The organism is Candidatus Saccharibacteria bacterium oral taxon 488 (genome assembly GCA_013099015.1).
In the GTDB taxonomy this organism is placed as follows: Bacteria; Patescibacteriota; Saccharimonadia; order Saccharimonadales; family Saccharimonadaceae; genus Nanosynbacter.
Map to the genome: position 1 here is coordinate 551,111 of CP039998.1, position 22,964 is coordinate 574,074.

The window sequence follows — 22,964 nt, forward strand, 5'->3', positions numbered from 1 at the left end:
ATCAAATTTTCTCTAATCTGGCGAATTCTACATTAAGCTTCTTCGTATTACCATTATCAAATTGCACCGTCACCGCCATTCCATCAACATCCACCACCTCGCCCACGCCAAATTGTGGGCTTCGCACCCGATCACCGACCTCTATCCCGATATCATCAGTATAAAATGCGTCATCAGCTGGCGGCGCAGCAGGTGCATCCAGACCACCACTCATCAGCCCCATTTCATCGAGAAATCGCGACGGCAGATTATAGCCAATCTGACCAAACTGCGTCCGTGAACTAGCACAGGTCACAAACAGCACCTCTCGGGCCCGCGTTATCCCTACGTAACAGAGGCGGCGCTCTTCCTCAATGTCGTCCGCTTTGCCACTGTCAAATACCCGTGCGTGCGGCAAGATTCCTTCCTCCAAGCCAGTCATAAACACCACCGGAAACTCCAGGCCCTTCGCGGCGTGCAGCGTCATCAAGGTTACTTCCTGGTCCGCTTGGTCATCGCTTGACGACATCAACGCCATATCTTCGAGGAATGTCGACACGTCGGCATAGGTGCGCGCCTCGGCCACCAAAACACCGAGGTTTTCCAGCCGCTCTTCAGCCTGCACACTGCCATCATTCACTGCTTCACCATAGCCAGTCTGCTCAATAATTTGTTCAATCACCTCAGCCGGCGCACTGTCAAGTAATTGTTGTAATTTTTGCAGCAATTGACCGAATGCCCGCAGTGACTGCTTGGCGCGAGCAGTCAAACTTTCGGCCTCATCAACCGCCACCAGCCCTTCGATAATATTCCGGCCCGACTGATCAGCCCAGTCGAGAAATTTCGCCACGCTCACTGCGCCAATACCACGCTTCGGCAGATTGACAATCCGCGCGAAGCTAACGCGGTCACTGGGTTGATATAATAATCTGAGATAAGCCAGCACATCCTTGACCACTGCTCGATCCAGAAACCGCAGGCCACCCACAATCTTGTAGGGGATATGCCGTTGACGCAGTGCGCGCTCTATGGCGTAGCTCTGGGCATTGGTGCGATACAACACCGCCATGTCGCTATAGGCTCGGCCCATCCTGGCCTGGCGATGAATTTCGTCAGCCACTGCTTGCGCCTCCTCAGCCTCGCTGTACAGTTGCCATAATTGCGGCGTCATCCCGCCAACTGCTTCTGTCCAGAGGTTCTTGTCGGTGCGCTGGGTGTTATGTTGGATTAAGTTATTTGCCACTGTTAAAATCGCGCCCGTTGAACGGTAATTTTGCTCTAGTTTAATCACTGCCGCACCCGGAAAGTCACGCTCAAAATGAAGAATATTGGTATAATCCGCGCCGCGAAAACTATAAATTGATTGCGCATCATCACCGACCACACAGAGGTTGCGCTCTGGACCGACTAGCAGCTTGATCAGTGCGTACTGCACCGCATTAGTATCCTGATACTCGTCGATGAGAATGTGGCGAAATTGCTGCTGCCATTTGTGGCGAATATCAGGCGACTGGCGCAGTAGCTCCACCGCCCTAATCAGCAAATCATCAAAATCGAGCGCCCCGGCCCGGTGCATAGCGGCCTCGTACGCAGCAAACAATTCGGCAATTTGCTGCTTAGTGGGGCCGACCGCCTGCATCATATACTCATCGGGTGAAAGCATGTCATTTTTTGCCGCAGAAATAGCCGCAGCGATACGGCGTGGCCTGATATCGCGATCAGTCAGCCCACGCGATTTCATCAACTGCTTGATCAGACCCAGCCGATCATCTTCATCATAAATAATAAAATTACGACCGAGGCCAATTGACATCCCGTCTATCCTCAGTAGCCGCACACAAATACTATGAAATGTCCCCATCCACGGCATGAAGCGTCGATCCGAGGCGTCTTCGCCCAGCATATCAGCCAATCGCTGGCGCATCTCTCGAGCAGCCTTGTTGGTGAAGGTTACCGCCAAGATGCGGCTGGGAAAAATCCCTCGCTCGCTGATCAGATAGGCAATGCGATGCGTTAAGGTTTTTGTCTTACCACTCCCCGCTCCCGCTAAAATAAGCAGCGGCCCGCCATCATGCTGGACGGCTCGCCGCTGTTCGGGATTGAGTTCAGATAGGATGTCCATTACTTATAGTATAGCAGGAAAAAGTACGCTGCCGCACCGCCACCAACGCCGATAAGGGCAAAAAGAATGATCAATAGAATCGTCCCGATGCCGGATTTTTTCTTATCAGGCTGGAGCGCTTCCCCGGTGGCTGGCTGGCTGGCTGCCGCATCAAACATCGGCTCTGGATCTGGTGCGATCTCGTCACCGGCGGTGTATTGCTGAGGAATATCGCCCGGAGTGTGCGGTCGATGTGGCGTCTCATCAACTGTCTCAGCATCACTTTCGTCCATCGACTCAATCGCCATGAGCTCACTGTCTAGCTCCGATGTATCAGCGGCGGACTGCTTGGACGAAGCGCCTACCGATGTAGCATCTGCGTCGAGTTGCTCACTGACCTCGCTGGCCTCAATTTCATCAATGGTTGCTTCAAGGCTCGTACGATCAGCAGCAATGTCAGTATCAGCCGCCTCATCACGATGTTCTGCTACCTCGTCTCCAGCCGCCGCATCCGTCACCAGATGATCATCATCGGCCGTCAACTCATCCATGGTCAGCCCTTCACTATCAGCTGCCTTAGCCGGAGCGTCCTCTGCTAGTAAGCCTTCCTCGATAAAGGCGCTGTCAGTACTAGCTTCGGCTTCACTGGCCATTGATTCATAATCAGGCACGTCCTTGGTATTGAGCGACACATTGTCTGACGTCAGACCTTCGGCCACATGCGATGGATCGGGCTGCAGAACGAGACGTGGTGGTCGACGCTTGATCTCGCGATCAGCTACCGATGAGTGAGCGGTGCTATCATCTGCCATCATATCACTTGACACGTCCTCAGTAGTTTCAACCATGTTAACACCCTGCTGGCCGTCATTACCAGTCCGACCGGAGAGATACGAACCAGTCGGCTGAAGCGTCACGCCGGTGCGCGGCTGATGAATACCGTGTCCACGCATGACAGACGACGGATGTACAACGTCCATGAAACGGCCAGACGGTCGACGCGAAATGGCCGGCGATGGAGCGATAGCTGGCTCGTCGTCATGTTTTGTATCCGAAGAATCATCAGCTGGTTTTGCCGCGGACGTATCGGCTGCCTTGTCCTGTGGCGCGTCTGAGGCGGGTTGGTCGTCTGCCTTTTTATCTGGTGTTTTGATATCTGGAAATACCACAGCCAGTTTAGTCTCTGAGGCAGCGTGTGGGAAGCCGTTAACCTCCGCCGACGACGAAGTCGTCTCGGTAGATGATTTTTGTGGCAAAGCCGGTGGTTCGCCCTGTGACTTATCTTGCGGCTGGTCATTATTAGACTCCGAGGTTGTTGGCTGAGTCGATGGTTCTGGTGTCGAGGTAGGCGACGAGACAGGCGACGAAGTTGTCTTGAACGACGGTATCGGCTCAAGCGTCAGCTTCGAGACAGGCTTTGGCGCTGGCTTTGTGACAGAAATCGGGACAGCAGTCGGCGTCGGTGTTGCTGCAGCCGCTGGCGGCGCACTTGGAGTGTTTGATGAGGCTGATGATTGTGTTGTCTCGGCTGGGGCTGGTGGCTTGCTCGTATCGGTACTCGTTGGCTCGGATGCGGATACGGTTGCTATGGCTGGAGATGGAGATGCAGGCGCAGACAGGGGCGTCAACAGCGGCGCTGGCGCCGATGCTGGTGCAGTGGTCGGTGACGAAGGCGCTAGCGGCTTGATGGTCAATGGCGGAATCGGCGTTGATGGTGTGGTGGCAGGCGACGGTGGGGTTGACGAAGCAGGGGCCACTGGTGTTACCGACGAAGACAGCGACGTGAGTGGCGATGGCTGCGTCGATGTTGGCTCTAGCTTCTCAATCGGCTGCGGCGCGGCAGCCACTGGCGCGCTCGGTGGCGTTGACAATGACACCGCAGGCTGCTGCAGCGCAACTGGCTTGGGTTGAGGGCTTGGCGGCGCGACCGGAGGTGTCACCACTGGCTCAAGCTGAGAAGCGGAGGCGCTAGGTTGACCAGGTTCAGGCGACGACACGTTCACCGCATCTTCAGTGGCGCTAGTCGCAGATGTTGTCGATGTCGCCACGTCCGCATCAACATCAGCCGCCTGCCGAGCCGCTTCTTTTTCCGCCCGTTTCTGCATCAGTGATGTCACTGCCCGATCAAGTTCGTCAAAATCAATGTCTGACATAAGCCCCCCTTATTCTTTATGCGCCTTTTTTACTATCTCCGTAAATTGATATGCGTCCAGACTCGCTCCGCCGATCAGTAGTCCATCAAGTCCCGCCACCGCCAGATAATCACCAGCATTGTCAACCGAGACGCTGCCGCCATACACCACGCGTACCGCCTTGGCTGCTTCTTTGCCAAATAAATGCGTAATTTGCTGGCGAATCACCTTGAGCGCCTTGGCAAGGTCACTCGACTGCGCATACTCGCCGCTACCAATCGCCCAGACCGGCTCGTAGGCAATCACCACGTGGTCTATTTCCTCAGCTGTAATGTTTGCCAGGCCATTTACAATCTGATCCTGGAGCAACTCGCGCGTTTCGCCCAGCGTCCGCTCGTGCGCCGTTTCACCAATGCAGAGGATTGGTTGAAGCCGATTACGCAGTGCCGCCTGCACCTTGAAACGAATATCCTTGTCGCTCTCCATAAATATATGTCGCCGCTCGGAGTGACCAATCATGACATAATCAACCATACCGTGTAGGTGTGACGCTGGCACCTCGCCGGTGTACGGACCATGGTCGCGCCAGTAACAATTCTGGGCGGCGAGCTTGACGATCCGACGCTTAATTTGCAAACTCAAACTTTGCAGCGTCAACATCGTTGGCGCCACCACCACCTCGACGTCGCGGTGTACCGGCAGCTGCTCCATCAGCTTATGTAAATACAAGCTGGCCTCATGCATGGTGAGGTTCATCTTCCAGTTGCCGATAATGAGTGTTTTTCGCGTCATAATGCTTATGTTTAGTGTATCATTTTAGTCCGTGTGCGTCTAGTAAACTTTCCACACCTGGTAATTTTTTGCCACTCATCAGCTCGAGGCTTGCTCCGCCACCGGTCGAAATATGCGAAAATTGCTTGCCGTCATGCCCATCCCACCCAAGGACAAACTCCGCCGTATCGCCACCACCAATAATTGAAGTAACGCCGTGATTTTGTACGATGGCTTCGGCTATCCGGGCCGACCCTCGAGCAAACAACGAGTTAGTCGAATACCCCAGCGGCCCATTCCAAATGACTGTTTTGGCCGAGGCAATCACTGAGGCAAACTGCGCCATCGTCTCCGCACCAATATCCAGCGCCATCTCATCGTCGCCAATCCCATCAACCGACACCTCATGGCTATCACCCGATGCTTCTGGTGACAAAGCCACCGCTACATCGCTAGGCAGCCGCAAAAACTGATCGACCCGCTCACTGCCAACTTTCTCGGCAGCGTGGCGGTAGATAGCCGCAAGCACTTGCTCTTGATCCGGCTCAACCGTACTGTGGCCCATCCTATGGCCACGATAGGCGAGGAAGGTATTGGCCATTGCCCCACCGATGAGAATCGTGTCGGCTTTATCAATCAGCCGCTCAATCAGCGCAATCTTATCAGCAATCTTCACACCACCAATAATCGCCACTAGTGGTCGCGCTGGATGCGACATCGCTGCGGTTAGCGCGGTATATTCGTGCACCAGTAGATCACCGGCCAGTCCAGGCACACAGAGCGTAATTGCGTGGGTACTGGCGTGGGCTCGATGCACCACCGCAAAACCATCCTGCACAAAATAATCCGGCCGCACTGCCCGAGCAATTGCCCTGGCAAACACCATATCGTCACGCGACTCCTCATCATAAAACCGCAAATTTTCTAGCATCAGTATGTCGCCGGCTGCCATATGCCGCGCTGCTTGACGAATCTTATCACCGACACAGCCATCAATAAACTGCACTGGCCGCCCGAGCAGCTCAGCCAGTCGGCGCGCCACTGGACGCAGACTGTATGCCGGATCGACCCCCTTTGGCCGCCCGAGGTGACTCATCAAAACAATCTTGCAGCGTTGCTCTAATAGATAGCATAGAGTCGGCAAACTAGCACGAATTCGTAAGTCACTGGCGATCCCACCAGTCGTAGTCAAGGGCACATTATAATCAACCCGCACCAGGACGGTTAGCCCGCGGAGATTAACGTCATGAATTGTTTGCTTGAAAAATCTGCCCACCCTTTTCTCGTCCTACTCCATTGTCCGGATCTGGATATTATCGGTCTTGCCCGGCCGGCCCGGTTGATGGCCACTAACCAATACCAACGTCACTGGGTCCTCGCCAAAGTAACCTTCGGCCTTCAATTCCTCTGCTAATTTATTCGCCGAACCCAGACCACTTGGGCGAACGTATGAGCGCGTGGCGTAACTTAACGCTAATTTTTGGGCCGTTTTTTGGCTATCAGTGACGCTAATGATCGGCATATTCGGCCGAAAGGCACCGACATTCACCGCGGTCGCACCCGTACTAGTTTCGGCGACAATCGCTCGCGCCTTAAGTTCAGTAGCCAACCGCGCCGCCGTGTAGCTTAGCAGTGCGTCATGCTTGCGGCGCTTCTCACTCGACTCAACCGCCATGACATCACTGTGCTCCTGAGTGTACATAATCGTCCGGCGCATTGCCTGCACTGTCTCGATCGGATATTTACCGTTAGCCGTTTCATCAGACAACATCACCGTGTCGGCACCCTGGATGACCGCATTGGCAACATCACTCACCTCAGCGCGAGATGGTTCAGGATTGTCAACCATGCTGCCCATCATCTGCGTGGCGACGATGCTGAGCTTAGAATACTTGCGACAGAGAGCGATAATACGCCGCTGAATAACTGGCACGATCTCTGCCCCGGCCTCAACCGCCAAGTCGCCGCGGGCTACCATGACACCGTCGCTGGCCTTGACAATCTCCTCCAGATGCTCATCAGAGATCGCTGACTTGGTCTCGATTTTGGCAATGATATACGCATCCGAACCCAGCGCCGTCAGCCGCGAGCGTAGATCGATAATGTCGTCCTCTGTCTGCACAAAACTAAGCGCCACATAATCAAAGTCCTGATCGGCTGCCCACTCAATATCGGCGATATCTTTTGGCGTCAAGATGTCACCACCAAAATCGGTATCTGGCAGATTCAACCCTTTACGGCTCATCAAAAATCCGTCATTCTGCACCTCCACCTTGATGGCCGTTGGGCCAGCAATTTCACGAACGATTGATTTGATCTTGCCATCAAACATATACAGCGGCTCGCCAACTTTCATTTTCTCAGCGAGGTTATACTGGACAGGCAGATTGGAGCTCCCGTCATGTTCTGTGATTGACGAATCAAGCGTCAGCATATCACCAGCCCGCACCGTCAGCATGTTGTCTTTGAGAACGCCGAGGCGGATTTTTGGACCTTGAAGGTCTTGGAGAATGGCAACTGGTTTACCCTGCTCATGACTGGCTGTGCGGATCCAGTCGATTTGCTCACGCCGCTCATCATAACTACCGTGGCTGAAATTCAGACGAAAGCCATTGACACCGGCCTGCATAAGTTGACTAATTTTATCCTGACTCATCGTTGCCGGACCGACAGTCGCTAGGATCTTGGTACGTTTAAAAATTGTGTTACTCATCCTTTTGATTATAACACCGGTTAGACGCTGAGAAAAGATATAATCACTATTCAGAATTCGCTGCCCGATATCGAGCGATTGCTTGGCGGGCGGCTTGCTGTTGAGCCACCTGCTTGGACGGACCCACGCCGCGCCCCATCAGCGTTTCACCAACGAATACCCCAAGCGTAAATACCTTATCATGATCTGGCCCTTCCTCACTCAAAACTTTATATACTGGCGTCTGATTGTCAACGCGCTGAGAAATTTCCTGCAAATACGACTTCGGATCACGCCAGCTGCCTGATTCCAAAATTCCATCTAGCTTAACGATAATATGCTTATGAATAAAATCGCGCGCATCGTCAAAGCCGCGCTCCAGATAAATCGCACCGATTACCGCCTCAAAGGCATTGGCTAAAATCTGCAAGTGCGCCCGATCCGATCCATTTTTCTCGCCCTTTGACATGCGAATCAGCGGCCCATAACCTAATTTATCACCCGCCGCACCGATACTTTCCGTCCGCACCAGTGCCGCCCGCCACGCCGTCAAAACTCCTTCCGGCTCAGAAAAGTGCGTAAATAAATACTCCGTTACCGCTAACTCCAACACCGCATCACCGAGGAATTCCAACCGCTCGTTATGCTCGTGGACTGATTTTCTGTGTTCATTAACGTAGCTACGATGCGTCAAAGCCGTAATCAACAGATCCAAGTTATTAAACTCAAATCCCAGCTTCTCGCGCGCAAACTCCTGATACGGCGCCGTATTCATCCCGCTCATTTATAGATTCTCCTGTCTGATTCGTTTCATAGCGAGCAGAATCAGCTTGCCAATATCCTCATACTCAATTTCGTCCAGCGCCTCATGAAAGGTAAACCACGCCAGGCCATTCATCCAGTCTTCTTTTTGCAGTTTTTCGTCCGGATCAAGCGCCTTCATCAGGTACACTTGCTGCGAAATCAACACTAACTTATCGAGTCGGCGGTAGCGAAAATTAATTTTGCCCAGCCAACCGCACACCTCGATGTTCTTGAGGCCAGCTTCCTCACCAACCTCACGCTTGGCGGCGGCCTGCGCTGTCTCGCCCGGCTCAACGTGACCCTTAGGAATTGTCCAGCGATCCCGCGCGTCTTGGTAGAGCAGAAACTCAACATCACCCTTTTTATTGCGTCGAAACACCACGCCGCCGGCGGTTGGCTCGCGAACTATTTCTTGGATTGACGGTTTTTTGCGACCGCCAAAATATTTCTTGATATGATCAAAGCTGCTTGTCTTCATCGGCATCCTCTTGAAGGGAGCGATACGCCGTGCCGAGCACACCGTTCACAAATTTCCCTGAGTTATCCGAACCAAACGTTTTTGCCAGTTCCACTGCTTCGTTGATAGCCACTTTTGGTGGCACCGCCGCCCGAGAAAACAATAATTCATACAGCCCGAGCCGTAGTACTGTCCGGTCAATTCGCGATATCTGCTCAATTGGCCATTCTGGCGCCAGCGGACGAAGCTTAGCATCAAGCGCCGTCTTGTGCGCGGTGACGCCATCGATCAGACTTCGTACAAACTTAACATCATCGACTGACGATTTGTATTTCTCAAGATTGCGCGTCAAGATATCGGCGACATCAACCTCGCTGTCGCCAACTTCCTGGCGAAACTCAATCTCGTATAACGTCTGCAACGCGACGATTCGTCCCAAATGACGGTTTGAAGCCATGACAAAAACGTTCCTGTTCGTGTTAGTTTACTTTGTGCTCTTGCTACCAGTCTCACGTTTGGTCGTCTTGACCTTCACTGGTGACGTCCCGTTGACGCGGCGTGCTAATTTCAGTACCAAGTGGCTGCGACGCAGACCGGTCTTGCGCGGACTGCTCTGCTTTTTTGGTTGTGCCATAGAAAAATCTCCTTTATTTCAGTTTATCGTAACACTTGGGCTTCATTATACTGGTTTTTGATAGATTTCTCAAGGGGATGTGAGGTGGTGGCAGTGAGTTATTGACTTTATTAAGTGTTTATGATATTATTAAAGACATCATACCCAACCACTAAGCAAGGATATTTTACGATGAGCAATTTATTACACAACTGGATCGCTGAGATAACCCCAGAAACACCAGAGCAGGCAGCGAAGTGGCGCGGCACGTTAGCTAAAGTGGGCGCTGCGACCGTGGGTGTGGTAATGATTACATTTGGACACAACCTTGCCACTCAGCACTTAGGTAGTGCCGAGAAGGAATCAATGAATCATATTACCGACACCGGAACCCTTATCGTGGAAGGCGGCGCCCAGATACGCGATACCGGCGGAGTTACCGATGATAACCTTTTAGCAACTTTTACGTCAACGGGGAAACTAGAAATCGCTGTGACTGATGGCGTCTGGCGTAATGACAACCCGAACAGTGGACCGTGGATTTGCATAACCGAAAGCACTGCTGGCCAAGCCATGCCCGGAATAGGACTAGATCCCAACAACAAAGACAACCTCGTATGTATTAACAGCGAGAAAGTATCGCTACCTGATGCTTAAACAGTATAATATATCTAGACAACAATATTCACTAACTTCCCCGGTATATAAATCACCTTTTTCGGTGTCCGGGCGTCGAGATAGGCGCAAACTTTTTCATCAGCCAGCGCCGCTTGCTCAACAGCATCCTTGTCGGTATCGGCTGGTAATTCCAATTTAGCACGAAGCTTGCCATTGACCTGGACGATGATAGTCATCACATCACTCGCCAGATATTTTTCATCCCATTTCGGCCAGTGATTGACATGAATGGTATCAGTATGACCCAATTCCTGCCACAATTCCTCAGTGATATGCGGCGCAAATGGCGCCAAGATTTGCAGCAGACTTTCTAAGGTAAACCGCCACGTTTCTGACGCTTGCATGCCATGTGATTCTTTGAACTTGTATAAACCATTAACCATTTCCATCATCGCCGCCACTGCCGTGTTGAATTTTTCGTCCTCGATATCGCGGGTGACTTTCTTGATAGTGAGGTTAGTGAGGCGCAACAGCTCCGCGGCTACATCACCATCCTCTTCCAGAGTACACTCTTCGCTCAAATCTCCACTGGAGATTTCTCGCGAGCGTTCGGCTGAAGCGTCCGCTATTCGCGAATACTTCACAGCCTCTGTCAGAGGAGGTAATGTAGCCGCCCCAACAAACTCCTGCACCAAATTCCACACTCGGTTTAAGAACCGATACGTCCCCGGTACCCCGCGCGGATCCCACGGTGCATCCATATCGTACGGCGCGATGAACATCTCGTAAACACGCAGCGCATCGGCACCGTAACCACTGTCCATAATCTCCATCGGGTCGATGACGTTACCCTTGGACTTACTCATCTTTTGACCGTCTGGCGCCATAATGTAAGCGTTATACATCATCCGCTTGAACGGCTCCGGCGTCGGCACTAGACCGAGTTTATAGAAAAAGCGCATCCAAAAACGACTATACAATAGGTGTGCTACCGCATGATCGGCGCCATTGTAATAATCAACTGGCGCCCAGTATTTGATCAGCTCTGGATCCCACGCCTGAGCGTCATTGTGCGGGTCAAGATAGCGCAGGAAATACCAACTGGAGCAGGCATAGCCGTCCAGCGTGTCAGTTTCGCGTCGGCCTTCATGCCAATTGTCGCCCGCCGGCTTTGGCTCGGTGATCGGCACAGTTTTGCCCGTCTCAACATCAACCCACACACGCACCCAGTCATCAACTTGCGCTAGGACCGACGTATTACCACCCGTCGGCTTGAAATTCTCGACTTCTGGCAAAATCACCGGCAAGCATTCGTCCGCTACAGCAATTGGCTCAAAACCATCGACATGCACCATCGGAATTGGCGCACCCCAGTACCGCTGGCGAGAAATCAGCCAATCGCGCATTTTGTAAGTAGTTTTACCACGACCAGATCCCTGCTGTTCCAGCCACGCTACGATTTGCTCGCGGGCTTCGCTCGTCGGTACACCATCAAAGGCGCCCGAGTTGACGAGTACACCCTCTTTAGTACTGAATTCGTCTTTTCGTCCAGAGAGGTAGGCACGCCATCCGAAAAGGTGATGTTCCCATTTGATACGCTTCTCAACCTCATTCTTATCAACCCACTCAATAGTATGTTTACCGCTCTCAATCTCGCTCTCTATCTGTGTGTCATCAGCGAGTATGACTTCATAGAAAGCTCCCCACGTTTTTTGATTCTTATTTTTTGTATGCCGATAGCCGTTACGCGCGATAATCGGTGAGACTTGGCGAATCGACGCAATGTTGATATAACCCGTCTCCTCTCGAACTTCACGGCGCAGCGCATCCTCCAGCGATTTATCTTCTGGCTCTACGCCGCCGCCAACAAAGTGTACGTGATCGCCTCCCTCAATCTGCAATAAATACTTACCATCAGCCCGAGTAACAATCGCATCGACAACCGGTCGTTTAATTTGCTCAACGTCAGCACGTACTGCGCCCGGGCCTTCAGATAATTCCTCATACTCAGCCACTACTTGGATAATCGGTAGGTCATACTTTTTCGCAAATTCATAGTCACGTTCATCATGCGCCGGCACCGCCATAATTGCGCCAGTGCCGTAACCACCGAGGATATAGTCTGCTACCCAAATTGGTACTTTCTGGCCGTTGACTGGATTGATAGCATAACTACCAGTAAATACGCCGGTTTTATCTTTATTTTCCTGGCGTTCAACGTCAGATTTCTGCTGCGCCGCCATCACATAAGCCTCAACTGCTTGGCGCGTGTCGGCATTAACCAGCTGAGACACTAATGGATGTTCTGGCGCCAGCGCCACATACGTCGCGCCAAACAGCGTGTCGGGGCGCGTAGTGAAAACAGTTATGACGTCGTCGCGGCCTTCAACCGCAAACTCAACCTCCGCACCAACCGACCGGCCGATCCAATTTTTCTGCATGGTTTTGACCATGTCCGTCCAGTCTAGGTCATCAGTCGCCTCCAAAATCTCATCAGCATAGGCGGTGATACGGAAGAACCACTGTTTGAGGTTGCGCTTGGTGACGGGGTTACCGCAGCGCCAACATTTGCCGCCCTCAACTTGCTCGTTAGCTAGCACCGTATTGTCGGTATCGCACCACCACTGCGGCTGCTCTTTTTGGTATGCCAAATCGTGCTTGTATAGCTGCGTAAAAATCCACTGGGTCCACTTGTAATACTCGGGGTCAGCGGTAGAAATCTCCTTTGACCAATCATAACTAAAGCCGAGTCGCTTCAGTTGAGCAATGAAATGAGCCTTGGCTTCGTCATGCGCCACTCGCGGTGTTTTACCAACCTTGATGGCGTAATTTTCCACCGGCAGCCCGAAGCTATCCCAACCAATTGGATGATAAGTATTATAGCCCTGTTGGCGCTTGAGGCGCGCTTTAATGTCGGCAAACTGAAACGTCCGACCATGACCGATGTGAATACCCGCGCCAGTGATACCAGGAAGCATGCTGAGACTATAATACTTTGGGCGCGTCGTATCACTAAGGTCGGTGACATACGTACCGTCAGCCTCCCATTTATCTTGCCATTTTTTCTCAATTTCCGTAGGATTGTAGCGTCTCATACTCCTTAGTATATCATCTCTCGACGCTAGTGTCGGTGTCTTCATCGTTCTCATCCGTGGAGGTACCACCCCTAGCAAACGGTGGCGGTATTGGTGATGAGCCGGCAAAATCCTGAAGTACTGATTTAAGATTATCGGTGTCTGACGGTATATCAATTTGCTCTGACTTACTGTAGTCGAACGTCATGTCCATAGTGAGATCCCGATCCTTGTCGCCATCTGAGCCGCGCGCCTTGATTTCGATCGCTTTAAGCTGGTGTGACCACGGATCGACCCAGATGCGTATAGTGGGCAATCTCTTTGACGACGTAGTTTTATTTGCTGTATTGAATACTTTGTTGCCATAACATTCTTTGATTTTCTTGCCAAGTTTTGTATCCCCCAGAGAATCGACAAATGCGCGTAGTTTGTCTGACATTTTACCGTCCGAAGCTAAATCAATTTCAAAGCCAGGCACACCGTCACGCGGCTCGACCTTGGCGTCCTTTTTGACCGTCACAAAGCTGTTTTTGCGATACGCGTTGATCAGTTCGCTACGAACCTGCTGGTCACCATTGATCAAATCAAAGATTTCTTGAGAGCACGTGTCTTTGTTTGTATGTGATGCTCCAAGCTCATCAAATGATACCTTAAGCCACTTGCCTTCAATTTTGTTAAGTTTTTCATCAAGCTGTTTGAGGATCTGGTCGCGTATCATCGTCGACCGCGTATCTGGTAGTACTCCCCGGCTTCGAGCCTTGATGATCGTCTCTACCATCTGGCGCACGATATCTTTTAGATGTTCGCTCTTAATATAAATCGTGCCTTTGCCGTCAGCCACCATTGTGAGGATGACGTCTTGCTGGATCTCCATGCCGTTAATAGCTAACTTTATCGTAGCTTCAGTTTTTGACTTTGGTGCGTCGGTGGCGGCTTTGAGCTTGACATCAATACGATTACCGTTGCCGAGATTCATGACGAGTTTACCCGAGGAAACCACCTTTTTGGTCTGAAATGAATTAACCACTGCATCAGTTACCATCCTCTGCGGGTCTTGCCACCAGAAAAAGTACAATAGTACCGCAGCGATAGCCAGCAGCAATACGACCGAGCCGGTAACAATACCGATGATGAGGCTGGTTTTCTTTTTTGGCGGCATAACCGAATTCATGATCGGTGGTTGCGACGTCGGCGATGCTGGTCGTGCCGGCGTCGATGCAGGCTGATCAGCCTGTGCAGGCGGAGTCGTTGTCGACTGTGATGAGCTTGATGCGACCGTCGATTGCGACGCTGCCGGCGGTGTTGACGCAGCAGCTTTATCCGCTGGTGTTTTCTTGCTATTCGTACCCTTGTCGTCCATATTCCTCCTCGTTATACTTTCATTGTATCACTATCCGCGAAAGCGCGAGAAAAATTCATTTTTTCGCTTAATCCAGTCAGGTGACTGGCGCACTAATTTTTTCTCATCCTCGGTGCTGTGTAGGTTAATTTTAATCGCTTCCTCGAGCCAAACACCGCCACTTGAACCTTTGAAGAGAGCCACGCCGCCCGCATGAAGTTTTTCGCGCACAAATCCGCCGGCCATCAGCGCATCACGACACTCCTTGACCTGACAGCCGCGACGACGTGCTACCGGCGCCAGGTATTGATTAGCCATCTCACCGACGGTCACTACCCAATCCAGCTCGTCTGGCGAACACTGAGCGCCGAGCTTCGCATGACCGGCCTGCGTATCCTTGCGTAGCCCATTCATATTACCAAACACCACGATACGCTGCGGCACCTCGAGACTATACAGCGTTTGTAGTGCTGACAATGCCGTCAGCGGCGACGAGCTATAGCTATCGTCAATCAAAATCGTCTGATCCGCACCACGAAGCACTTGCATCCGACCCGGCAGCGAACTTAGCTGGCTCAAACCCTTTTCAATCAGTTCCTTTGTCATACCCATCCGCACCCCGGCGAGCATCGCCACGACGGCTGGCCGCAAATTATGTTCACCAAGCAGCGGCAGCATCACCGCAATGCCATCAGGATATTCCGGGCCGATAATCTTGCCGACATAACCGTGCTCCAGCGAGAAATCATGCTGCTCAAAATAATACTCAGCGACTTCGCTGGTGCCGTATGTCGTCATCTGAGGATTTGTCAAAAATGCGGCAAATCGACCATCGATATCATCGCGGTTAATGGCCGCAAAGCGAGCATTATTCGCCAATGTCAACATCTCGCTGGCTACCTCATCAACGGTATGCTCAACCCGCATGCGGCCAGAGGTTACCGACGTCACAACGGCCATGTCCGGCAAAATAACCTGCTGAAACCACGCATTAAAACCAGGCCGCATCGGGCTGAATTCTTGGACGATGACATGAGCTTCGGGATGCTCGGCGCGAGCACGTTTCTTGACAGCTCGCATCATCTTGCGGCGGTACCAAAATCCCCACTTCTCCTCCGGACGATTCTCGGGGTAGCGCACGCCCATGATCTGCAGAAGGGTTTGTAAGTGCGACGTTGGCTCAGCAGCGTGCATGGCAACAGCAAATTGCTGCGACAGCACGGTGGCGATCGCTGTTTTAGCACTCGTTTTGCCAGCACTCCCGGTCACTGCGATCAACTTGACATCAGCATGATCGGCAAAAAATTGCCGGACATAGCGTATCATTTTTTTCTCAAACGACTTCTTGAACATCCCCTTTATCATACCATAAGCGCTGTCAAACGCGCTACTTGACGAACAAAAAAGAGCTGTTACGCGCCCACCCGGGGCAATTTCGTGTGTTTGTTTTGGATGGCAGCATAGGAAACGCCCCTATGCGTACCAGCTCTGACGATATTATGCGCTTTTTTGTTAAAAAGCACAAGGGGTTTGTCTGATATTTATCTACAATTCCTTAGCAAAAGCGTTAGTGCTACGTACGACTGCGCCCTTTTTCAAGTAGAACTGCTGCGCCGCTTCACGTTCTGGGCGTGATGTGAATTCTAATTTCAAAGCGCCCTGCTCGCGGCCCCAGTCAATAATAGCGTCCCAGAGTCGAGAGCCGACGCCCTTACCCTGGATAGTCGGATCAGCAACGAAGTCATCGAGATAGATCTTACGCCCAGCAGCCGGCCCAAGTAGCAGTGCCACCGTTGCCATGCCAACAACTTTGCCCGATAACCGCGCCAACAGCAACACATGACTCGGCGAGTCGATAATCTGCTGCAACAGCTTGGCGTCAGCTGGATGCGGCTTGCTGGTAAGCGCCGCGATAAGGTTAGTGATGTCTGCCACATCAGATTCGGTGATGTGGGATGCGCGTTCAATTGTTAATTCGTTCATAGTTCCATTATACTATACTCATGAATCAGCACATACGAGACTTAGCAAAAATTTTAGCTTCAAATCCGCCACGCGTGGTATTTCCTGAGGGCGATAATCACATCATCCAGCAGGCGGCGCGGGCACTAGAAGAAAGCGGCGCGGTGCAGCCGGTGCTGCTTGATGGAAAAGAGGACGCTATCAGTCGCGGTGCAACGATGCTAACGAGCGGCGAAGCTGACGTTATGGTGGCTGGAATTGACCATCCGACAAAAGACGTGCTGCGAGCTGGACTCAAAATTGTTGGGCTGGCACCTGATATTCGGTATGCATCCAGCTTTTTCGTGATAGACGTCCCACAGTTTCAGGGCGGCGAACGAGGTCTGCTACTCTTTGCCGACTGCGGCATGAACATTCAGCCAAACGCCGAGCAGCTAGCGGCAATTGCTGTGGCCTCGGCGGATAGTGCGGCATCACTTGGCTGGAAGCCGCGCGTGGCTATGTTGTCATACTCAACGAAAGGTAGCGCTGGTGGCGACAGTGTCGAGCTCGTCACCCAGGCACTGCAGCTCGTCAAAACAGAACAGCCCGATATACTCATTGACGGTGAACTGCAATTAGACGCGGCAATCGTCCCGGCTATCGGCCAGAAAAAATCACCGGACAGTCCGGTTGCTGGCAGAGCTAATGTCCTTGTTTTCCCTGATCTTGATTCTGGCAATATCGCTTATAAGCTAGCCGAACACCTGGCTGGCGGCCATGCATACGGGCCGATCTTGCAGGGTTTTGCTCGGCCGATCAGCGATCTATCGCGCGGCTCCAGCGTTGATGATGTGATTGGCGCCACGCTTATTACTGCCAGTATGGCGCGAACTTCATAGAAACTAGCTACTGCGTGATATACCACTGTGCAAATTGATGCCATTGCTGCAGCGTATCAGTCTCAACCGCTAGGCCTTGATCGCGCCGATCAAACACCTCGGACATCGTCAGGCCGTTACTACCATCCATCGTAATAATCTTGTTAACCGACGCACCACTCTTGCCACGCGGCGGAGCGACAAACTTCCCCGGCTGATCAAAGATAAACGTCTGTAGAGTATGCCCGTCGTAATAAGCAACAATATCATGGAGAATAATCTGCCAATCATCTTTGTCGCGGAGCAAAGCCAAAAAATCCTCGGGCGTCAACCAGTGTGCGATATCCTTCATATAACCACCGGGAAAGCCACCGAGCGCGGGCACTTCCCAATTACTATCATTAACAACGACCGGCTCTCCAACTTTCTCGTACGCCGCCCGAACCTTAGCCTCGGTAATTTTTAGCGGATCGAGATGCTGGATCTCATCAATATCGAGACTAATGATCTCCACCGCTATGTCGTATTGTTTAAGCGTAGCCGTCGCTTCTTCAATTTTACGTGGATTACCAGTCACGAGATTGGTGTGTTTTGTCATGGGACTTATTATAGCACTTCTTATTTTAAGTGTAGCCATATCACACTGGTTTTATTATAGAGGATCCTTCGTCAACCAACCTCACCCAGCGCCTTTATAATATCCTCATCCCGTGATACCGCATGAACATTTGACAGTTGTAGAAACCATTTTGGGGCATCATGAACAACGATCACTGGTTTACCAAGTGCTATGGCCATGCCAACTTCGTAGCGTGCGCTTTCCTGGTCGGATTCCCATAGATACACCAAAACATCAGCAGAACGGACAGCCTGAACTTCGTCTTCTGGACTGAAGTTTGTCTCATCGTCTTTGTAATTATAGTACCAATTACACGGAATACTATAGCCGGAATCCTCTAGGATTTTTGCAACGCGATTCGCCCTGTCGAGGTTTTTGCCAGCTAGATAGATCACTTTCATATATAAATAATAGCATGTGTTTATTCAAGTGTAATGAGAAATTGACGGACGGCATCAATTGGTTTAATTGTAGGGTACGTGGCTACATATTCGTCAGTATAAAGTTCAGCGCGTGTTTTGCCGCCGTAGCCATCCGGACAAAATATTTTATCCCAGCCAAAACCACCGTTGCCCGCAGGGTGCTTGGCGATGACGCCACCAAGTTCAGCACGGAACAATTTGATCTGCTCACCATCGTAGTAGCCAAACACACACGCCGCCACCGCCGATCGATCGCCAAAACCATCAAGCATCCGACAGAGATTCTCTAAACCGTTCGGTGCCTCGACAAAAAACTTGATAAACGGACCTGGCAGTCCACCGAGCGCCGTAAACTCAAGCGCTACATCCTCGACTAGAACCGGACATTTAGCGACTATATACGCCTGGCGAACTTTATGCTCAACAATCTCTTCCAAGCTCGTTGATTGAATCTCCATTAAATCAACTGCCCGGTGTGCTAGCGGCAAATCTAGCACACGCGCTAGAGCATCTGCTTTGTGTTGATTGCTAGTGATAAACGTAACGTTTTTTACCATATTCTTATATTAGCTCTTTTCTTCACGATACTTCCCTGGCTGGGCACGCAGTATTTCCACCCATCTACTGTCATCTGTAAAATCATTGTATTCAATATAGTGCCGATTATCAAAGCCGCCATTATCCTGCTTTTTACGCGCCATTTCTTCTTGAACTTGCTCTATAGAAAAGCCAAAGGCCTGGCGCAGCGCATCAACGACTTCTTGCAAATTAGCCAGCTCTTTGAGCGATTCATCGCGCTGATTATCATCCAGCGGAATCTCATCCGCCTCCTCGTGAACCTTGCGGAGCAGCTCGCGGCGAAATTCTTGCTTGTCTAATGTCCGGTATTCCGTATGCAAAAATTCTGGATCATCCAGGCACTTTTTTACCACTTTATCACGCACTAATTTTTGTAAGTAAAATCGGATCATCTCATTACTTCCGTTGAGTTACTGTTTCAACGCCGTCTTCATAAACCAATTCGCCAATCTCAACTTCGTAAATATGCTTGTCGTTACGAAACGCAAAAAATCGGACGGCTTTATGTTGCTGCCAGGCTTGAACTATTTCCGCCCGCACACCATCAGCGACGTCGCCAAATACCCACAGCTCATCAGCGCGCGCCACCAGTGTATTATTAGCGCGCCGCACCGTGTCACGCTCCACCGCGTCGAGCAAAAAGTAGTCAAAACTGGTAAATGGATTGATTGGCACAACGCCTTGCTCAAGCGCAAATTTCGTGACGAAAAATCTCATGTAAAAATATTTCTTCGACATCGCCGTAAACACAACCGTGTCGGCGGGTTTGATAGTGAGGGCGCGATGTGATTGCTGAGTCATGGTTATTACCTCCTTATTGTATAATCTCTAACAATGCTTGTTCATCAATAATTTTGGTGCCGTATTGTTCGGCTTTTTTCAGCTTGCTGGCGCCGACTTTGCCACCGGCTACCAAATATGTTGTATCTTTTGCAACGGCGGTTTGGAAGGTGCCGCCGAGATTACGGATTTTTTCAGCAGCAACGTCGCGGCCCATCGACTGCAGGGTGCCAGTGATGACAAAACTTTGGCCAGCCAGACGGTCGGATTTTTGGCTAAACTGTGGCGCCACACCCAAGTCAGCAAATTTTTTGAGCAGCATCACGTTATCTTCATCAGCAAACCACGCCACGATCGACTCGGCGACAATTTCGCCCACTCCGTCTACTTCGCGTAGCTCATCGATAGTCGCTTGGCTGAGCTTCTCAACACTTTCAAAGTGATTTGTGAGATCAATCGCTGTCTGCGCGCCAACATGCCGAATACCGAGACCAAACAAAAACCGCTCCAAGGCTGGCTGTTTCTTAGCAGCAATGGCATCAATGAGCTTTTGCGCGGAAATCTCAGCGAAACGCTCCAACTGCAGTAAATCATCTTTCGTCAACCGGTAAATATCCGCCAAGTCATTAAACAGCCTAGCCTCGACCAGCGCCTCGACATTTTTCTCGCCCAGCGTATCAATGTCCAGCGCGCCTTTGGAGGCAAAATGCGCCAGAGACCGCTTCAAAATCAGCGGGCCGCTCAAACCTTTAACCCGATACACCGCCTCGCCTGCTGGCCGTATAAATTCTAGCTCCGGATATTGGCGCGACAGTTCTGCCGAATAATCAATTGGTTTAGCATCTGCCGGTCGCAATTCTTTCAGTACGGTTTGCACCTGCGGAATAATATCGCCCGCCTTGAAAATCACCACCGTATCGCCGCGGCGCACATCCAGCCGGGCAATTTCGTCAGCGTTATGCAGGCTAGCATGCTGCACCGTCGTACCGGCCACCACCACTGGGTCAAAAACCGCTACTGGCGTGGCCGCACCGGTTCGACCGATGGAAATGACGATATCGCGGATGATGGTCGTAGCTTCTTCGGCAGCAAATTTATACGCTACTGCCGCTCGCGGTGTCTTGCCAACGATGCCGAGCTCGGCAAACTGTCGCCGGTCGTTGAGCTTGATGACCGCTCCGTCGGTGTTAAACTGCAGCGACTGACGCAGCTCATCCAGATGGTCAACATAGCTCATCACCTCGTCCAAGCCATAGACAATTTGCGTCTGCCGACTAGTGGTGATACCCAGCTCGTTCATCATCTGATAGCCAAAGGCAATCGTCGGCGTGTCCTCGAGGTTGTCACGAATAATGTCATAGCCAACAAAATTGAGCGGACGTTCTGCCACCAGTTTTGGATCAAGCTGACGAATCGTCCCCGCCGCCAAATTACGCGGATTGGCAAATTCAGGCTGACCGGCCGCTCGCCGACGCTGATTTAATGCTGCAAAGTCGGCCTTGTGCATCACAATTTCACCACGAATCTCCGTCCGACCGCGCAAAAAATGAGCGAATCGCTGGTTGGCGCGCAGTGTCAGCGGCACATTCTGAATCGTCCGCACGTTCATAGTCACGTCTTCACCAACTAATCCGTCGCCGCGCGTCACTGCCCGCGTCAGCACACCGTCCTCATAAATTAGCGCGCAGGCCAGGCCATCCATCTTGATATCACACAAAAATTCTTCAGTGATATCACTACGCACTTTGTGCATACGCTCTATCCACGCCGCAACTTCCGCCCGGTCAAACACGTCCTGCAGCGAAATCATTCGCGTTTGATGCTGAACCTTAGCGAATTTACTGAGCACTTTTCCTGCCACCCGCTGGGTTGGGCTGTCTGGTGTGATAAGTTCAGGAAACTGCTCTTCTAGTTGCGACAGTTCATGTTTCAGGCTATCAGCCGCCGCCTCGCTCATGATCGATTCGTCAAGCACATGATAATGGTAGCGATAATCATTGATCAGATCTCGCAGTTTGACAATTCGTTGCTCGGCCGCCTGCCTATCAAGCTGGCGCACTGTCATCAGCGACGACCTTTCGGTAGAATAGATAGATGTAGCACGCCGAGGCAACAATCGATAACGCCACCAACATCAACGCCACGAGCGGCACCAGCGGCAGCCAGTTCAACGCCGGTATCACCGTTTTGAGTGCGCCATCAATCGTAATGACCGGAATAAGCACCGCTGCCCAAACCACGGCGAGCACCAGCAGCAGCCACATCAATCGCAGCAAGATCCGCATCCGCCGCCCTAGTACAACGTCCGATGCCAGTCGCGCTGCTTCTAGTGGATACATCCCCGGTAGGGTAATAATTACCATAGCGAACAACGTACTCGTCAGCCAATATATCGACAAGGTGACGATTAATATGGTGGCGCTGGCCGCCAACATCAACACCACCGTCTGCTGCAACATGCCTGACGTGTCCGCCGCTCCGTAAATAATGACCGCTATCGCTGCTGGTAATAATTGAATGAGCGCGATAAACACTAGGACCGACAGGGCGATGACCGGCGCGCCCGCATTATACAGCCCATCACGAATCTTTGGGCGCCTACCAGCAGTCACACCACGAACCAGCCAAATTGTCGTTAGCCATATATATAGTCCGATCAGCGCGCCAATAACCTGCTGCGACGATCCAGCGCTACTCGTCGAGCCACCAAGCTGACTGGTAACCACGCCAGCAAATAGCATTAACGTCGGTACGATAGTGCCCAGGGCGCCCCCCTGATTCGTTCCATTGATCGTATCCTTTAGCTGCTGATACGTGTCTTGCGAAATCAGCCCCGACAGCAGCACACCCAGCACTGCGTATATTGCCGCCAATCCAACGAAGATCCGCCAGTGCTTTCGCATCAGTTGCCATGCTTGTTTGGTCAGCGCAAAGTAGCCTGGCAACTTGAGCGAACGACGATAGTCACGTCGCTTGGTCACTCGAAAACTACGGTGCGGCCGACGGCGGAGAAAGGCTTGGCGGCGCTGCGTTAGTCGCCGCCAAGCCTTATTAAGCCTCTCTTTTAACGATACTGTTTTCTTTGCCGCGGCGCGACTATCTGCTTTTGAAGTTGCTCGTTTACGCCGCGTGGTGTGTTGTTTTTCAGTTGGCTTCGTCATG

The 22,964-nt window shown here is 51.7% G+C and carries 21 protein-coding genes; 2 read left to right on the plus strand and 19 right to left on the minus strand.

Features of this window, described 5'->3' with window-relative positions; translation table 11 throughout:
- Window position 1 precedes the first annotated feature (1 nt).
- Genes FBF29_02920 through nusB form a run of 8 tightly spaced genes read right to left on the minus strand, consistent with a single transcriptional unit; the run spans window position 2 to window position 9,393 of the window.
- Window positions 2-2,095, minus strand: coding sequence for an ATP-dependent DNA helicase PcrA (locus tag FBF29_02920; protein QJU07959.1), 2,094 nt, complete (start codon window positions 2,093-2,095; stop codon window positions 2-4).
- A gap of 5 nt (window positions 2,096-2,100) precedes the next feature.
- Window positions 2,101-4,233: a hypothetical protein gene (locus tag FBF29_02925; protein ID QJU07637.1), complete on the minus strand. Its 2,133-nt coding sequence runs from the start codon at window positions 4,231-4,233 to the stop codon at window positions 2,101-2,103.
- 9 nt (window positions 4,234-4,242) lie between these two features.
- Window positions 4,243-5,007, minus strand: coding sequence for a triose-phosphate isomerase (locus tag FBF29_02930; GenBank protein ID QJU07638.1), 765 nt, complete (start codon window positions 5,005-5,007; stop codon window positions 4,243-4,245).
- Window positions 5,008-5,023: 16 nt separating this feature from the next.
- Entirely contained in the window at window positions 5,024-6,259 is a 1,236-nt protein-coding gene (locus FBF29_02935; GenBank protein QJU07639.1) for a phosphoglycerate kinase, read from the minus strand.
- A gap of 12 nt (window positions 6,260-6,271) precedes the next feature.
- The gene (pyk, locus tag FBF29_02940) at window positions 6,272-7,696 is read right to left on the minus strand and encodes a pyruvate kinase (GenBank protein ID QJU07640.1); all 1,425 of its coding nucleotides are present in this window, start codon (window positions 7,694-7,696) and stop codon (window positions 6,272-6,274) included.
- A gap of 46 nt (window positions 7,697-7,742) precedes the next feature.
- Entirely contained in the window at window positions 7,743-8,459 is a 717-nt protein-coding gene (gene rnc / locus FBF29_02945) for a ribonuclease III (GenBank protein ID QJU07641.1), read from the minus strand.
- The gene (locus tag FBF29_02950) at window positions 8,460-8,963 is read right to left on the minus strand and encodes an NUDIX domain-containing protein (protein QJU07642.1); all 504 of its coding nucleotides are present in this window, start codon (window positions 8,961-8,963) and stop codon (window positions 8,460-8,462) included. It abuts the gene before it with no gap.
- Entirely contained in the window at window positions 8,938-9,393 is a 456-nt protein-coding gene (gene nusB, locus FBF29_02955) for a transcription antitermination factor NusB (protein ID QJU07643.1), read from the minus strand. Before nusB ends, FBF29_02950 begins: the two co-directional genes overlap by 26 nt.
- 348 nt (window positions 9,394-9,741) lie before the next feature.
- Here nusB and FBF29_02960 point away from each other — a divergent pair, with 348 nt between their 5' ends.
- Window positions 9,742-10,206, plus strand: coding sequence for a hypothetical protein (locus FBF29_02960; GenBank protein QJU07644.1), 465 nt, complete (start codon window positions 9,742-9,744; stop codon window positions 10,204-10,206).
- A 14-nt stretch (window positions 10,207-10,220) separates the two neighbouring features.
- On the opposite strand, the gene FBF29_02965 is transcribed toward FBF29_02960, so the two are convergent.
- The 4 genes from FBF29_02965 to FBF29_02980 form a co-directional block, all read right to left on the minus strand.
- Window positions 10,221-13,307 (minus strand): NUDIX domain-containing protein, encoded by a 3,087-nt coding sequence (locus FBF29_02965; GenBank protein QJU07645.1) that lies wholly within the window; start codon window positions 13,305-13,307, stop codon window positions 10,221-10,223.
- A complete protein-coding gene (locus tag FBF29_02970; protein ID QJU07646.1) occupies window positions 13,276-14,601 on the minus strand; it encodes a hypothetical protein in 1,326 nt (441 codons plus the stop codon). Before FBF29_02970 ends, FBF29_02965 begins: the two co-directional genes overlap by 32 nt.
- A gap of 30 nt (window positions 14,602-14,631) precedes the next feature.
- Entirely contained in the window at window positions 14,632-15,945 is a 1,314-nt protein-coding gene (locus FBF29_02975) for a hypothetical protein (protein ID QJU07647.1), read from the minus strand.
- A 180-nt stretch (window positions 15,946-16,125) separates the two neighbouring features.
- Window positions 16,126-16,563, minus strand: coding sequence for a GNAT family N-acetyltransferase (locus tag FBF29_02980; GenBank protein QJU07648.1), 438 nt, complete (start codon window positions 16,561-16,563; stop codon window positions 16,126-16,128).
- Between the two features lie 20 nt (window positions 16,564-16,583).
- Between FBF29_02980 and FBF29_02985 the strand changes: the two genes are divergently transcribed.
- On the plus strand, window positions 16,584-17,423 hold the full coding sequence (locus FBF29_02985) for a phosphate acetyltransferase (GenBank protein ID QJU07649.1): 840 nt from the start codon (window positions 16,584-16,586) through the stop codon (window positions 17,421-17,423).
- 7 nt (window positions 17,424-17,430) lie between these two features.
- Here the strand turns inward: FBF29_02985 and FBF29_02990 are convergent, their stop codons facing one another.
- From FBF29_02990 to FBF29_03020, 7 genes are read right to left on the minus strand one after another with little or no spacing between them, the layout of a single operon-like run.
- Complete coding sequence (locus tag FBF29_02990) at window positions 17,431-18,039, minus strand: hypothetical protein (protein ID QJU07650.1); 609 nt, start codon at window positions 18,037-18,039, stop codon at window positions 17,431-17,433.
- A 32-nt stretch (window positions 18,040-18,071) separates the two neighbouring features.
- On the minus strand, window positions 18,072-18,422 hold the full coding sequence (locus FBF29_02995) for a hypothetical protein (protein ID QJU07651.1): 351 nt from the start codon (window positions 18,420-18,422) through the stop codon (window positions 18,072-18,074).
- A gap of 20 nt (window positions 18,423-18,442) precedes the next feature.
- Window positions 18,443-19,000, minus strand: a complete 558-nt coding sequence (locus FBF29_03000) for a non-canonical purine NTP pyrophosphatase (protein QJU07652.1) — start codon at window positions 18,998-19,000, stop codon at window positions 18,443-18,445.
- A gap of 9 nt (window positions 19,001-19,009) precedes the next feature.
- Window positions 19,010-19,414, minus strand: a complete 405-nt coding sequence (locus tag FBF29_03005) for a hypothetical protein (protein QJU07653.1) — start codon at window positions 19,412-19,414, stop codon at window positions 19,010-19,012.
- A 4-nt stretch (window positions 19,415-19,418) separates the two neighbouring features.
- Window positions 19,419-19,823, minus strand: coding sequence for a hypothetical protein (locus tag FBF29_03010; protein QJU07654.1), 405 nt, complete (start codon window positions 19,821-19,823; stop codon window positions 19,419-19,421).
- A gap of 13 nt (window positions 19,824-19,836) precedes the next feature.
- Window positions 19,837-21,867: an NAD-dependent DNA ligase LigA gene (gene ligA / locus FBF29_03015; protein QJU07655.1), complete on the minus strand. Its 2,031-nt coding sequence runs from the start codon at window positions 21,865-21,867 to the stop codon at window positions 19,837-19,839.
- A complete protein-coding gene (locus FBF29_03020) occupies window positions 21,848-22,963 on the minus strand; it encodes a hypothetical protein (protein QJU07656.1) in 1,116 nt (371 codons plus the stop codon). The genes ligA and FBF29_03020 overlap by 20 nt, the downstream gene beginning before the upstream one ends.
- Window position 22,964 lies beyond the last annotated feature (1 nt).

Bases quoted from the DNA above. Each gene is read 5' to 3' on its own strand.
- FBF29_02925 (QJU07637.1), bottom strand. From the start codon at position 4,233: ATGTCAGACATTGATTTTGACGAACTTGATCGGGCAGTGACATCACTG.
- pyk (QJU07640.1), bottom strand. From the start codon at position 7,696: ATGAGTAACACAATTTTTAAACGTACCAAGATCCTAGCGACTGTCGGT.
- rnc (QJU07641.1), bottom strand. From the start codon at position 8,459: ATGAGCGGGATGAATACGGCGCCGTATCAGGAGTTTGCGCGCGAGAAG.
- FBF29_02950 (QJU07642.1), bottom strand. From the start codon at position 8,963: ATGCCGATGAAGACAAGCAGCTTTGATCATATCAAGAAATATTTTGGC.
- nusB (QJU07643.1), bottom strand. From the start codon at position 9,393: ATGGCTTCAAACCGTCATTTGGGACGAATCGTCGCGTTGCAGACGTTA.
- FBF29_02960 (QJU07644.1), top strand. From the start codon at position 9,742: ATGAGCAATTTATTACACAACTGGATCGCTGAGATAACCCCAGAAACA.
- FBF29_02965 (QJU07645.1), bottom strand. From the start codon at position 13,307: ATGAAGACACCGACACTAGCGTCGAGAGATGATATACTAAGGAGTATG.
- FBF29_02970 (QJU07646.1), bottom strand. From the start codon at position 14,601: ATGGACGACAAGGGTACGAATAGCAAGAAAACACCAGCGGATAAAGCT.
- FBF29_02975 (QJU07647.1), bottom strand. From the start codon at position 15,945: ATGATAAAGGGGATGTTCAAGAAGTCGTTTGAGAAAAAAATGATACGC.
- FBF29_02980 (QJU07648.1), bottom strand. From the start codon at position 16,563: ATGAACGAATTAACAATTGAACGCGCATCCCACATCACCGAATCTGAT.
- FBF29_02985 (QJU07649.1), top strand. From the start codon at position 16,584: ATGAATCAGCACATACGAGACTTAGCAAAAATTTTAGCTTCAAATCCG.
- FBF29_02990 (QJU07650.1), bottom strand. From the start codon at position 18,039: ATGGCTACACTTAAAATAAGAAGTGCTATAATAAGTCCCATGACAAAA.
- FBF29_02995 (QJU07651.1), bottom strand. From the start codon at position 18,422: ATGAAAGTGATCTATCTAGCTGGCAAAAACCTCGACAGGGCGAATCGC.
- FBF29_03000 (QJU07652.1), bottom strand. From the start codon at position 19,000: ATGGTAAAAAACGTTACGTTTATCACTAGCAATCAACACAAAGCAGAT.
- FBF29_03005 (QJU07653.1), bottom strand. From the start codon at position 19,414: ATGATCCGATTTTACTTACAAAAATTAGTGCGTGATAAAGTGGTAAAA.
- FBF29_03010 (QJU07654.1), bottom strand. From the start codon at position 19,823: ATGACTCAGCAATCACATCGCGCCCTCACTATCAAACCCGCCGACACG.
- ligA (QJU07655.1), bottom strand. From the start codon at position 21,867: ATGACAGTGCGCCAGCTTGATAGGCAGGCGGCCGAGCAACGAATTGTC.
- FBF29_03020 (QJU07656.1), bottom strand. From the start codon at position 22,963: ATGACGAAGCCAACTGAAAAACAACACACCACGCGGCGTAAACGAGCA.